The 14,533-nt window shown below is 25.6% G+C and carries 13 protein-coding genes; all 13 read right to left on the minus strand.

What is annotated here, in order from left to right; translation table 11 throughout:
- Nucleotides 1-283: 283 nt before the first annotated feature.
- Nucleotides 284-1,000 (minus strand): pseudouridine synthase, encoded by a 717-nt coding sequence (locus CSGHG_RS06165; protein WP_010293509.1) that lies wholly within the window; start codon nt 998-1,000, stop codon nt 284-286.
- A gap of 768 nt (nt 1,001-1,768) precedes the next feature.
- On the minus strand, nt 1,769-2,461 hold the full coding sequence (locus CSGHG_RS06170) for a lytic transglycosylase domain-containing protein (protein ID WP_010293512.1): 693 nt from the start codon (nt 2,459-2,461) through the stop codon (nt 1,769-1,771).
- A gap of 441 nt (nt 2,462-2,902) precedes the next feature.
- On the minus strand, nt 2,903-4,909 hold the full coding sequence (locus CSGHG_RS06175) for a triple tyrosine motif-containing protein (RefSeq protein WP_010293513.1): 2,007 nt from the start codon (nt 4,907-4,909) through the stop codon (nt 2,903-2,905).
- Nucleotides 4,910-5,307: 398 nt separating this feature from the next.
- Nucleotides 5,308-5,742 carry a YaiI/YqxD family protein gene (locus CSGHG_RS06180; RefSeq protein WP_010293514.1) on the minus strand — a complete coding sequence of 145 codons (435 nt, stop codon included), beginning with the start codon at nt 5,740-5,742 and terminating at the stop codon, nt 5,308-5,310.
- Complete coding sequence (locus tag CSGHG_RS06185) at nt 5,669-7,099, minus strand: glucose-6-phosphate isomerase (RefSeq protein ID WP_010293515.1); 1,431 nt, start codon at nt 7,097-7,099, stop codon at nt 5,669-5,671. Before CSGHG_RS06185 ends, CSGHG_RS06180 begins: the two co-directional genes overlap by 74 nt.
- A 1,188-nt stretch (nt 7,100-8,287) precedes the next feature.
- The gene (locus CSGHG_RS06190) at nt 8,288-9,289 is read right to left on the minus strand and encodes a M28 family metallopeptidase (RefSeq protein ID WP_010293516.1); all 1,002 of its coding nucleotides are present in this window, start codon (nt 9,287-9,289) and stop codon (nt 8,288-8,290) included.
- Between the two features lie 99 nt (nt 9,290-9,388).
- Nucleotides 9,389-9,742 carry an SH3 domain-containing protein gene (locus tag CSGHG_RS06195; protein WP_010293517.1) on the minus strand — a complete coding sequence of 118 codons (354 nt, stop codon included), beginning with the start codon at nt 9,740-9,742 and terminating at the stop codon, nt 9,389-9,391.
- A 609-nt stretch (nt 9,743-10,351) separates the two neighbouring features.
- On the minus strand, nt 10,352-11,113 hold the full coding sequence (locus tag CSGHG_RS20025) for an N-acetylmuramoyl-L-alanine amidase (RefSeq protein WP_010293519.1): 762 nt from the start codon (nt 11,111-11,113) through the stop codon (nt 10,352-10,354).
- Entirely contained in the window at nt 11,113-11,532 is a 420-nt protein-coding gene (locus CSGHG_RS06205) for a phage holin family protein (RefSeq protein WP_010293521.1), read from the minus strand. Before CSGHG_RS06205 ends, CSGHG_RS20025 begins: the two co-directional genes overlap by 1 nt.
- A gap of 209 nt (nt 11,533-11,741) precedes the next feature.
- Nucleotides 11,742-11,966 carry a hypothetical protein gene (locus CSGHG_RS06215; protein WP_010293523.1) on the minus strand — a complete coding sequence of 75 codons (225 nt, stop codon included), beginning with the start codon at nt 11,964-11,966 and terminating at the stop codon, nt 11,742-11,744.
- Nucleotides 11,967-11,979: 13 nt separating this feature from the next.
- Nucleotides 11,980-12,519 carry a hypothetical protein gene (locus tag CSGHG_RS06220; protein WP_207635858.1) on the minus strand — a complete coding sequence of 180 codons (540 nt, stop codon included), beginning with the start codon at nt 12,517-12,519 and terminating at the stop codon, nt 11,980-11,982.
- Entirely contained in the window at nt 12,516-13,505 is a 990-nt protein-coding gene (locus CSGHG_RS20030; protein ID WP_010293526.1) for a hypothetical protein, read from the minus strand. Before CSGHG_RS20030 ends, CSGHG_RS06220 begins: the two co-directional genes overlap by 4 nt.
- Before the next feature lie 18 nt (nt 13,506-13,523).
- Nucleotides 13,524-14,533: siphovirus ReqiPepy6 Gp37-like family protein (locus tag CSGHG_RS20035; RefSeq protein WP_010293527.1), on the minus strand; the 1,010-nt coding region annotated here is incomplete at its 5' end.

Genomic DNA, 14,533 nt, shown 5'->3' on the forward strand with positions numbered 1-14,533 from the left:
TGACATATAATAAATACATAACATCCCTTGGGGTTGGGCTGTTATAAATAAATAAAAAGGGGGCTATATATCTCTTTATTTATTTTGCAATTACATTATAGTCTTTTTTAATATTTTATTCAAGTAAATTTGTAAAAAAATTTGAAAAAATCACTTTTTTTATTTATTTCCACATTTTTTTTAAAATTTTACTGTTTATTACATTAATAATTTTCTTTCTATGTATTTTTTGTTAATGTTTTATTAATTCATATGACATATTATTACATATTTTTCTTACACTTTAAAGGTTCTTTAATATAGTTATTTCCTCTTCAGTTAATTCTCTATATTCTCCTTCTTCTATACTTTCATCTATTTTTAATGGTCCAAAGCTTATTCTTCTTAAGTAAATTACAGATTTACCTACAGCCTCAAACATCCTTTTTACTTGATGAAACTTTCCTTCTTGAATTGTAATCTCTACACAAGAACCATCTTCACCTGCTTCTAATATGTTTAACTTAGCAGGCATACATAGATAACCATCATCTAAAGTTATTCTATTTTCAAATTTTTTTATATCCTCATCGGTTACTTCCTTATCAATTTCAGCGTAATAAACTTTATCCACGTGATTTTTAGGAGTTATAAGCTTGTGATTTAATTCTCCATCATTTGTTATAAGTAATAATCCTACAGTATCTTTATCAAGTCTTCCAACTGGGAATGGTTCAAATGCCTTATATTCTTCATCTAGCAAATCTATAACTGTTTCATCATAATTATCAAAGGTAGCACTAACGACACCATCCGGCTTGTTCATTAATAAATATATAAACTCTCTATAGTTTAAAGTTTCTCCACTAACTTGTATAATATCTTTATCTGGATCTACCTTTAATCCACTATCTTTTACAAGTTCACCATTAACTAATACTTCTCCTTTTTTGCAAAGAATTTTTACCTCTTTTCTTGTTCCATATCCTAAATTTGCTATTATTTTATCTAATCTTTCCATAAACTTATCACCTTTCTTTATTGTGCACTAAAACTGCAATTTTAATTATTCCTATATTTATAAATAATTATAACTTACCTTATAATAAAAATAATATAGGTTTTAAGTTAACTTGAAAAATCATTCATTCCAAAACTTGAATACCTAAAATAATGAGATATGCTCGCAAGCACCTAAATTCAACACTTAATTCTGTATAAAAATATTTTTAAGTTATTGAATAAATTTAAATACAAGTTTGTATAGGGTTCCAAGTTGACTCTTAATTTAACTCTACCATACTCTAAAATAATTAAAATATATTTTTATCCTAAATTTCAATTCTAAAATTTTTTAATTAAATAATCTTTTATAAAAATTCATCACTAAGTTTAGATTCTACCAATTTATATAACTAAATTCAAATTATATTTACTAACTCTTAATTTTTAACTATTAACTATCTTAAGGACCGGCTTTGATTGCTTTAGATTTTATTGATAATCTTTCGATTTCACTGTAAAAATAGCTTATGGAAAATATACTTTGGCACGCCTGTCCTTCTTGTTACGGCTGTAAACCTTAAATTTAGCTTTAGTTAGTTTTATAAAACCTAACCTAGAATTTCCCCCCTTAAATTTAAAGAAACTAGCAGTCCAGTTTCAAGCTGAATTATTTAACTTTTAACTATTAACTCTTAACTAACTAAGCTCCAATTTCCTCCTCAATTCTTAACTATAATTAAAATAAAAAAAGACTAATACTTTTAAATATTAGTCTAAAATTTACTTATAAATATTTACCAACTTTATTTATGTAATTTTGAGTTTCTAATGGTAAATTATTAAAATCAGACATGCTACTTACCCCTCTTTTTTGCATAGTTCCAGGTCCACAGTTATATGCTGCCAATGCCATTTTAAGATTCCCATCATACATATTTAAATAATCTTTTATGTGTCGAGTTCCTGCATCAATGTTTTCACTTATATCATATGGATTTGTAACACCATAATGACTAACATTTTCTGGCATTAATTGCATAAGCCCCATAGCACCAGCCCAAGATTTAACGTTAGGATCAAAGTTAGATTCTATTTTTATTATTGTTCTTATGAGTTTTTCATCTACTCCATATTTTTTAGAAGCAGTTTTTATAGCGTTCTCAATTTCTGGATTATCACTAATAAGTTCCTCACTTACTTTTACATTACTAGTTGTGCTACTATTAATATTATTCATCGCTAAATCTGGTCTTAATATCATCTCTGTTATATTTGTAAAGTCATTATTAATTTGATTTTGATAACTATTTTCTCTTGCACTTTTTTCTGCCATAGCATTTAAAAGGCTTGCAAATACCATGTTATAGCTTTGACCACCTTCTTCTCCACCACCCTGCATCATTTTTGTCATCATCATCACTTGTAACATATTATCCATGTTTTGTTGTTGAACACCGCCAACTCCATTCGTTGCCAAATTATTCACCCCACTAACTAAAAAAATTTTAATTTAAACATTCTCTATACTTTAAATTATCGTGTATACTATCAACTTAATTAAGCTTTTCCTATAAAATACTTTTTAATTTTAATTTTTCTTCTATAGGGTTGCAAGTTGACTTTTAAAATTATCCATTCCAAAACCTGGATACCAAAAATAGTGAGACATGCTCCGAAATACTTAAAATTCAACACTACATTTTACATAAAAATACTTTAAAGTTATTGAATAAATTTAAATTTGAGCTTGTTTCCCTATAGAACATCTTAACTTCTTTCATACTACTTGTATTTCTTCATTATTATAAATTTTACTTCATTAAAAATTAAAGAAACTGGTAGTCCAGTTTCTTCTATAATTATAAATAAAATAAATTTTTCACTAAAATATCCTTGTTGCTAAAAATCATTTTTATTTTCAACCGTTAACTTTAAATTCTATTAAATCATAATCTTCATAAGAAATTTTTTTATTACTGCTTTTCACTAATGCTAACACCTTATAAAATCCTTTTTTAAAAGGTATAAAAGTGTAATAATCTTTTTTACTATATCTTTGAATTAAGTTCCATTCACCTTGTTCCATTAAATAAAATTCATATACTCTATCTTTTCCACCTTCACAATTAACTTTAAAATTTATACTTTCATTACATCGCAATGTTTCTTTTTCTTGATAAATTTTACAGTTTGTAATTGGTTTACTATCTAAAACATTAAATACAACAGTTTTCTTATGGTCATATTCTTCTTTACTGGATTTATTTTTCGCCATAATATCAACTACATATTTTCCCTCACAACGAGGAGTAAATTTAAATTTCTTTTCTTCTATATAATCACTTTTTTCAACCTCATGATTATTTATTTTTATTTCATATTTTATTAGCGTATTTAAAGTATTCTCACATATACATTCCAAAAATATAGGTTGTCCAATTAAATAAAATTCTTTTATTTCAGCTAAAACATAATCTATTTTTGCTGGAATATATTCATAACAATCTACATAAAATATAGAATGAGCATCATACTCTCTTTTTGATTTAGCATCTTTTATTCTAACTTCTATTTCATATTGACCTATTTGTTCTGGTGCAAAATAAGCAGTGTTTTCATTACTATAGTCTATTTTTTCTGTTATTTTATCATTTAATTTAACTATAAAGCTATATTTTAAATTAACTCCACCTGTTGCAATAGTCCTAATATTTATAGGTTCGTGTATCAACAATTGTCTTTTTTTATCAAGTATAATTTCTTCTATTTTTATATTATCTAAATAATCCTCTTCTATTTCAAAATATATACTATCATTTATTTCATATTCCTCATTAAAAGATCTATCTTTAATATATACTTCTAACTTATATTTTCCTGCTTTAGTAGGTTGCCACAAGAAACTATTTTCCTTAGTAAACTTACTTGTCTTACTTTCATTTCCGTCAATAACAAATTTATATAATAAATCTTTTCCTCCAGATGCAACTGCTTTTAAGGTTATATTACTTTTTGTAACCTGTGGAGAACTTACATCTGTTGTGAAACTAAGTAATTTTATTGTTTCATATGGATAAACCTTATAATGTATAATCGCCCTATCATCAAATTCATTAGGGGAATACATATCTTTTGCTAAGCATAGTATTTTATAATTTCCATGCTTAACTTCTTTGTAACTAAGTAATCTTTTAGTTGAATAATCTTGTAGACAAAATACTTCGCCTTCCTCATCTATTCGCAAAAATTTAAATAGAACAACTCTACTTTCATCTTGATTTGCTTCAACTTCAAAAATAAGTTCTTCATCTTGCAATAAACTTTCATTTAAACATTTTAAATTGGTTATTTCTAGCTTAGATATTGGATTTACTTGAAATTTTATTGATTTAAAATCATCAAATAAATTACTTGAATATATACTTTTACATTCTACAAGTAATTCCATATCACCTTGAAATTTAGGAGTATATGTTAAACTATTATCTACCGTATAATCCTTAACTAAAGTCCATTTAGAATTATCTTTAATCCAATACCTGTATAATACTGATGCTGAATCACTTTCTGCTGTAACAGTAATTTTTTCCCCTACCTTTACATCATCTTTATCTAGATATATATTTTTAATAAGTTTTTCTTCACATTTTCCAATAATAAAGTCTGTTCTTGAGATATAATCAAAAGATTTTTTGCTGCCTTGAACTTTTATCTGAACCATAATTATATATTTTCCATCTACTATAGGTTTCCAAACAACATAATTATCTAAACTAAAATCTTTAATAGTTTCCCAAGTTCCATCACTACCAATTAAAAATTTATACATTAAGTTTTTTTCTATTTGATTTTCTACTCTAATAGTAATTTCTTTGCCTTTTTCTTGAGGACTTTCTAAGTTTGTAATAATATTCATTTCGTTCATTATAGCAGCTTTCCTCCTCAACCCTTATACTTTAACATTCTCCTCTAAAATAGTATTGTTTAAAAATTTAGAAAAGTTATCTTATTTAATTTGCATATAAAAACCCATAGCAGTGAGTTTAAAACTTTATCTGAATACAACATTAATATTTTACATATTATATTTTATTATACTATAATTCCAAAAAATAGAAAAGGGCTATATAAGGTTAATATATTAAATTTAATGTTTCAAATAAACCTTATAAATTATTGCCCATTGTAACTCTATAATAACAAAAGGGATGTCTGCATAACTGGACAATTTGCTATGCTTATCCCTTAGTGCTTTTATTAAATTCAACTTGTTTAATAGTTATTTTCCTATGCAATATTGAAAGTCACTCTTTAAAATATATATTATGAATTAGCTACTAATTTTTTCAAGTTTTTATATAACCTTTCATCATCTTCTGCTTTTCTTTTCTTTGGATTAGAAGTTTTTCCACCACCTCTTCTTACTTTTCCACTTATATGTCTTTCAAATAGTAATTTATCTATATTGTCATTTGAATATATGTGACCTTTAGGACTTATAGCAAAAGCTCTCTTGCCTAGAACCATAGCTGCTACACCATAATCCTGTGTTACAACTATATCCATATCACTTACTTCATTTACAATTTTCATATCTACACTTTGAAATCCACTATCCATATACTTTACATCTCCATAACTTACCGTTAGAACATGGTTTATATCACAATAAAAAATTAATTCTTTACCATATTCTTTTGCTACATTCTCTATGATTTGTTTTGCAGGACATGCATCTGCATCTACTAAAATTTTCATTATTCATTTCCTCTAATTTCATCTCTAATTCTATTTTTTTATCTTCATATCCAGGCTTACCTAAAAGTGCAAACATATTACTTTTATAATTTTCAACCCCTTGTTGGTCAAAAGGATTAACACCAATTAAGTATCCACACACTGAACATGCCTTTTCAAAAAAGTATATCATATAACCTACATAATATGGAGATAATTTTGGTATTGTTATTGTTATGTTTGGTACTTCACCTTGATTATGAGCAAGTTCTGTTCCTTCCATAGCTCTTTTATTTATATAATCGATAGTTTTTCCTTCTAGAAAATTAAGCTCATCTATATTTTTTTCATCATTAAATATAACAAGTTCTCTTTTAGTTTCTTTTATATTTATCGTAGTTTCAAAAAATATTCTTAATCCCTCTTGTATATATTGTCCCATAGAATGTAGATCAGTAGAAAAATTAACGGTAGCTGGGAATATACCTGTGTGGTTTTTTCCTAAACTTTCCCCAAATAATTGCTTCCACCATTCACCAAAATAACTCATACAAGGTTCATATGTTGCCATAATTTCTATAAATTTTCCTTTCATATATAATAGATGCCTTGCAATTGCATATCTATAACAACTATTTTCTCCTAAATCATAATTGTTATATTCAACACTTGCATCCTCTGCACCTTTTAAAAGTTCTTCTATATCAATCCCAGCAACTGCAATAGGTAGTAATCCTACTGATGTAAGAACAGAGTATCTTCCGCCAATATCATCTGGTATTACAAAATTTTCATAGCCTTCTTCATCACAAAGTTTTCTCATAGCTCCTTTGTTCTTATCAGTAGTTATAAATATTCTTTCTCTTGCGCCATCTTTTCCATATTTTTTTTCTAACACATCTTTTAAAAATCTAAAAGCTATAGCTGGTTCTGTAGTTGTTCCTGATTTAGATATAACATTTATAGAAAAATCTACATGCTCCACCATATCTAATATTTCTGAAAGATATGTGGAGCTAATATTATTACCTGCAAAATAAATTTTAGGTGCCGTTCTTTCACTCTTAGGTAAACTGTTATGGAATGTATGAGTTAATCCTTCAATAACCGCTCTAGCCCCTAAATAAGAACCACCTATTCCTACTATGATAAAAGCATCGGAATGCTTTTTTATATTTTCAGCTACATTCTTTATTCTCTTTATTTCATCTTTTGGAAAATCACTAGGTAAATTTAGCCAACCTAAGTATTCACTTCCTATACAATTTTTACTATGCATCATGTTATGAATTTCTCTTGTCATATTATCAAAAATTAAAATTTCTTCACTCTTTAGATAAGGATAACATTTTGAAAAATCTACTTCTATATTATTCATAAGTCCTCCAACTAAATTAATTACTTTTAAAATCTGTATATTTTTATATACTTTATTAATTTATGTTGAAAAATTAAATATTATACTTTTACATAAAAAAAGCTTACGTCCTTTAAATCAATAAAGAACATAAGCTTCTATATGCTTTGGCTATTTAATTTTATTCCCACTCAATTATTTTAATATAAAATATAAGTAATTTTATAAAATATCAAGTATTTAAAATAAATAATTCAATATAAAAAATACTTTTTCAATATAAAATGTGGTCATTATGTGGTCAAATATAATCTTAATAATTAGGTAATAAACTTCCTTGATATTTACCTAATTTACTTCCTATGTTATATGTATATTAAAATTTATGTAGCAATATTTATATAATTATATAAGTAACAATTAGAATTTTTTTAAAACCAATTCCTTTAACGTACTATATATATTATCTTATATATGAAGTCTAGCAGATAGATTATCTGCTAGACTTTAGTTTATACTAGTTTAAAATCATTAATTTAAACCAATTCTATAAATTCAAATTTATTTAATTTTTTAAGAATTGAGAGATTTTCATTGAATCCCACTAAATCCCCATAAATTTTCGTATAAATCTTTAAATGCTACAGCAGTTCCATAATCCTATCTTTTACATTCTCTAATACATTCTATTCCTATACTATTCATTTCACTATACGTAAAGTATAATTTATGCAAATAAAATATCCTAAAGATTCTTCTCTAAACTACTTTTTAAAACTTACTTAGGCTTAATTATATATAACACCTATACAATTGTATTATAAGTTATATAAATTTATCTTATTAATATAACATTTAAATTTAAATAATTAAATACAATGTATTATTTAGTCTTAGCCTTAGTAAATATAACATTTTTTTAATTTAACTTTTCAATTAAATTATTGTATTCTAATATCATCCATACTAGCTTTTTACCAGTAAAATTTAACTTAATTGTTTATATAAGTTTTTTATACTTTAAGTACCAATAAAATATATGAATTCAGTATGCACTATAGATTACCATTTTTTTAATTAGTTGACAAGAATAGAATACAGAAAAAATATTTCATAGAAATAAGTAGAAAATATTAATATTTTTTCTAAAATTATTAACAAGCTGCAATTAATAATATAAACTTATAACTTGTAACTCTTTGTTTTGAACTAATCAAATTTAATCTTGCTAATCCAACTTTCTAATGCAGCTGAAAGTTTATTTAAATTTTCATAATCTAACGTTTCTACACCATCATCTTGTTTTTCTGGCAATGGAGCTATATTAGATTGAGCTATATGAATATTGGGAATTCCTAATTTTTCAAAAGAAACATAATCACTTACTCCGTCATTTATTTTCATAGTCATTTCAACTTTTTCAGTAGAAACAGTATCCGTAAATTCTATATTATTTTCTTTCAAGGTACTTTTTAATGATTCATAAAGATTTTCAGATTCATTGATATTACTGATATTTTTTAATGCAAGTGGTCCTCCTGTCTTTAATCCAACACAATCAATATTTACATTATATAAATTTTCATATTTTTCTTTTATATCATTTACAAAGTTTTCACTTCCAACAAATCTTTGCATTTCGGCATTTGTAATACAAAAAATTATATCATAATTAGGTAAATTATCTTTTAAACTATTTTTTAAGATATCTGCTATTTTTAATGTAACAGATACACCTGACGCATTATCTAAAACTCCTTTTCCAAATGAATCTATATGAGCTGTTATTATTATTGCTGTTTTATTATTTTTACCACTTATTTTCCCTACAATATTATTAAGTGGTACTTCTTCGCTAATCATTTTACCATCAGTTGTACAATCTTTATTTTCGAATATGAATTCATGCAAATATGATGTTCCAAAAACATATTCTAATTTTAATTCAGAAAATAAATTATTTATATATTCAACTGCTAATTTATTTCCTTGTTCTTCAAAATATCTATTTTGGATTTCATTTGAACATAACTTATTTACAACATCTAAAGTATCTATATTATTTTCTTTTATAACCTCTTTGGCAGTTATTTCTTTATCCACTTTTTTATTACTAATATTTACATTGTATTTATTATTCCCACAAGCTATCAATGTACAATTAATTAATATTACTAAAAATAAACCTATTAATTTATAATTTTTAATCATATAATTCCTTTCTAATATTATTAAAGGGCTACAATTGATAAGATAGACTTATACTTGTAACCCTTTATATTTTTATAAAAATTTTATAAATTTATATTATTAATTTGGATAACCTGTACTTTGATGTATCCAGCCAACATATCTACCATTATCTGTTCTTACTTTATACCAACCATTTGTAGGACCATAATTCATTCTCCATAAAATTGTTCCTCTTGGTACAGCAGTCAGTATACTGTAGTTAGTTCCTGGACCACTTCTAATATTAGCTCCAATATCAGCTGTTACTATAAATGAACCTGCTTCTCTTGGTTGTATGATTGAACCTTCCTCAACATTAGTGTTTTGATTGTTTTCTGTTGATGCTGCCATAGCTATACTAGGTGTTCCTAACATAGTAGCTGCTAATATTCCTGATATTATCAAAGATGATACAATTTTTTTCTTTGCCATAATATTTTACCCCCTTAAAATTTATCTGATTATAGGATAACATAAATAGTGAAAATAATATGTAATTTTATGTAAAATTTTCATATTATTTTCTGTCATTTTTATAGTAAATTTAGCATAATTCATCATAATCATTTATATATTAAAATTTATCTACTTATTATATGTAATATCTTAGTTATAAAACTAAACTAAATTTTTAAAAATATATTATGTAAAATCATTTTCATATAATTTATTATTTTAGTTCTAAAGTGTTTTAATAACATTTTTCCTTTTTTAATATATACTATGTGATAAAAATAAAATTTTTTATATCGTTAAAATATGTCAAGTATTAATTTGGGGATATAAAAAAAGAAGTGTTTTTAAATATAATGTATTTAAACATAAATTCTTATCCCTATACATTTATTGGTGACTTAATGTATAGGGTCTTAACCAAATATATAATCTAAAAAAGGCGGTACAAAATTAATTGTACCGCCTTTTTCTGTAACCACTTTTAAAAATTTATGGAATCCCGTGCAATATCCGTTTATTATTTTTATATTTTAATAATAACATAACTTTTTAAAATTAATTAGGATTTTTAAAATTAATTTTATATTAAACCAATGCTGCTGCATCTTTTAAAGATGTATATCTATTTGATCCAGATTTTCCACCTATAGTTATTATAGTTTCAGCTTTAAATTTATTAGATTCAAAGTCACTTTTTTTCATCATAGGACATTGATTTTTTTGAGCTACATATAAACCCGCCATGGCGTCCATATCTCCAACATATAAAACTATTTTTTTCATTATATCCACCTCATTATTTTCATTTTCAATATTTATTTTATTATCTATACCATTTGCAATTGCTAGTCCAATTTTATCTGAACCATGTTTATTATACAATTCAACATCTTTTGTTGCTTCGCAGAAAAAGCACTCTATTATCATTGCTTCCATAGTTGTTGAGTTAAGCTCTGCAAGTTCGGAGCTATATTTAATCCCCCTATTTATAAAACCTAATGTTTGGAGGTTTTTTAATATTGCAGTAGCTCTACTTTTAGTTTCTTGTTTTGCTATTGGGTGAAGCCATATTTCAGCACCTATTGCACCGTTATAGCTTGTATATGCTTTGTTTAAATGGACTGAATAGAATAATTCAGCTCCATTATTATTAGCCTTATTTATGCCCCACATTAACTCGGTACTTATTCCAACCATATTGTTTGGGTAACAATCTATAAAAGTATTATATTTTTCTAAGTATTTTTTTGAGGATAAGAATATTTTTCTATCCTCAGTCGTTTCATTTACTAATCCATCAGCTCCACTAGCTAATGGATTATGTCCGCTTCTTCCCGCTATTTTCATTATTCATTATCCTCCTTAATTTCTTTTCTATTTCCTTCTTTTAACTGGATTAATGCGTCCTTTAAAACTGGCGGAGTTGGTAATCCTAATTGTGTGCAGTTTTCTAAAAGACTTAAACCTTCATTAGCAATGTAAAAATAACATATCAAAGTTCGAAATAACCAATTTCCGTTACCCAAAATTCTATCTAATGATACCGCTGCTATTAATACAATGAGTATAACTCCTTTTCTTGCTATACCTTTAAGACCTATATAACTAGAAAGCTCTTTTTTGACATATCCTTTTATTAGTCCAGTTATATAGTCTAAACATATAAATGTTACTAGAACTATTAAAGCCGTATCCCATGCACCAAAAAGCCACGTAAAACAAGTCCCTAATGTTGTTACTAAAGTTTTAATAAAATTATTATTCATATCTTAATTATCCCTTCTATCATAAAATTATTAAAAGACAATAAAAAAAGGCTTATAATTAATAAGTCTTTACTATCGTTTTTCCTATTTAATTTTTAGTATTTAAAAAGTTTAAAACTTCATTTCTTATATTTTCATCTTTTATATGCTCTACTTGAATTACTGAAAGCTCTACAAGTCTTGAAAGTTCTCTAACCATTTGGGTCATATTATAAAATACCTCCTTGAAGTTTATAATATATATAATTTATTTTATCTTCCATTGTTATTTCATTATTTGAATTAGTATCTTCTTCTATATCTATAAATGTACCATCTTCTAACATTTGTTGTCCTAGTTCTCCATGCTCTGAAATAATTTCATTACAAACTCCCTCAGTGCCATATCTTATAGAAATTACTATTTTATTTTTATCAAGTGTTATAAATCTCAAAATAGTTCCCTCCTTAATTAAATTCAACTATATATGCAGTACAATTTTTACCCATATAATTATTTAAAAAATTGAATTTTATATTATTAGTTCCTAAAGTATAATACCAAGAACTTTCGCCATATGAAGTTGAAGTATCACCAGTTTTATATGTTCTATAATTTAAAAACACTAAGCATTTATTTGGATCGACTTCATTAATTTCCTTAGAATATGTTAAAACAAGATTAGATGATAATGAAAATGATATAGTTTGAAAGCTTTTTACATTTTCAAATTCTATTATTTCATAATAAATATCTATAGCATAATTACTATCTGACCTATATAATTTTATAGTCTGTTCATTTACAAAGCTTCCAAGGCAGCAAGATGCTGACATAATTGTTGCTTTTAAAGGTACAGATAAAACAATAGAATTATTAATATCAACTTTTTCTATAGGTAAATTTATAGAACTTGAATTTTGAGACATTAAGGTTTGTCCCACTTGAATACTTTTAATTGATGTACCATTATTATTAAATAAATTAACCCTTCCAGTTGCCATCATATCACCTCATTCAATATTCTAATGTCACATTTAATTGTTTCCGTAAGCTTTTCATTTGAATATATTACTACATACCCATTAATACTATTTGTAACACTTTTTAATTTATTTGCTTTCTGTAAATAATCTAAATGGATATTTACATCTACACTACTATTTATATTTATATTTTCATTTGCTATCTTATACTCATAAAAGTTTGATGTTGAGTTAAAAGTCCACCCACTTGAAAGAATTGAAATATCTTTAACTATTATTAAAGAGTTTTTTAAATTTCCTTCTACCTTTTGAATGTCATTTACTGCATTGCTTATATCACTTTCATTTTTTAATATTTTATTTAATAGATTTGCCGCAATATCGCCATCTAATTCACTTTGTATATTTTTAAACCATTCCATAAACTCTGTTTCAAATTCATTTTGTTTTATTTTAAATCCTTCTGTGTATTGATTAAATAGCGTTGTCACGTCTATTTGTTCAATAGTGCCATGAACTATCCCGCACACGTTTTTATTTTGCCTTAAATCTGTTATATTACCTTGATTTATACTTATAGCTCCATGACCTATATAAATATCAGCTAAACCTAATTCATATATATCAGCATTTCTTAAAATATCTGGTGCTACTGGGTTACTTGCAAAAGTTCCTTGCTTTACATAACATTTTATTTCTCTTTCTAAAAAATCTAGTCTTAAAACTATGCGGTCTATTCTATTAAGTACCCCATCAGCAACTGTAATCGGGAATATAAGCTTATCGGTATTTTGATATAAATAACCATTTATCCAAGCTACTCCTATGCTTAATGTAATATTCATACTTTCACCTAATGATAAAATTTGCAAGTTGTTACTAGGATTAGGAAATACACCATTACCAATAAAAGCAGAAAAATATTTTGCAAAATCCTCTGCCATATAAGCTCTATCCGGATTACCTTCTGAATCTAATAGAGCATTAAAAAAACTACTCTTTTCCATATATATATCACTACCTTTTTAACTTATTTTTTGTTTTATTTTATCCAATAGAGTTGGAATGTTATTTCCAAATACAGGTATAACACTAATGTTTTCATTTTCATATATCTCTGCTATCTCTGTTATTCTGCTATCCACTTTTATTCCCCATTTTTTATCAACCACAGTAACCATATCCCCTAAATCATAATCTACTTTATAAACATTGTTTCCGTTTGAGTTTACCGTACTTTCAAAGGTTTCTATTTCCTTACGTTCTTTCAACTTTTCTTGTCCCCTTTGTGTAAGTAACTTATTATATTCTTCTAAAGGTATAGGAATTTGTTCCGTAGTTATATTACCGTCGTTATCTTCTTTTTCTACTTCTTTAGTATCTTGTATATCTCTAGCATCTATATACATTTCATATCTGTCTAATCCTATTTTATTTGTTTCTATGCTTGTTATTTTTCTTTCTAATCCTTCACCACATCCGGCTATTAAGCAAGTGTTTTTATAATTATTATTACTTTCAAAGTATCCTTGTTCTAAAATATTTTCAAAATCTCTACTAAAAATACAAGGTGCAATATCACCGTTAACGGTTCTATTTGCACCTTTATATAATTCAAATATTATTTTTTTATTTTTTATATCTAATCTATTTACAAATCCTATATCACTTGTTTTAGATATATTTTCTAAACAATTTAAAATGTACCCATAAGAATTCTGATACTCAATTATTTCTTTAAAATTGTTATATAACCCTAATTCTAAATTTTTTATTTTTCTATTAATATTACTAGGGTTTATACAATTATCTTCTACAAGTTTTCGCATAAGATTTTCTACTGTTCCGTTAAAGTTAACTATTCCCCAATTAATTCTCCTATCAAAATAATTAGTTAAAAATTTACCATTAACGATTATATATTCTTGTCCAGTAGAATCTATTTTAAGTTGTCTTGTTTCTACGTAACCGGCTTCAATAGAATTCTTTTTATAAATAATATTATCTTTTTTTAGTAAATTTAAAGTATTATTAT

Source organism: Clostridium senegalense JC122 (genome assembly GCF_000285575.1).
GTDB classification, from domain to species: Bacteria; Bacillota; Clostridia; order Clostridiales; family Clostridiaceae; genus Clostridium_J; species Clostridium_J senegalense.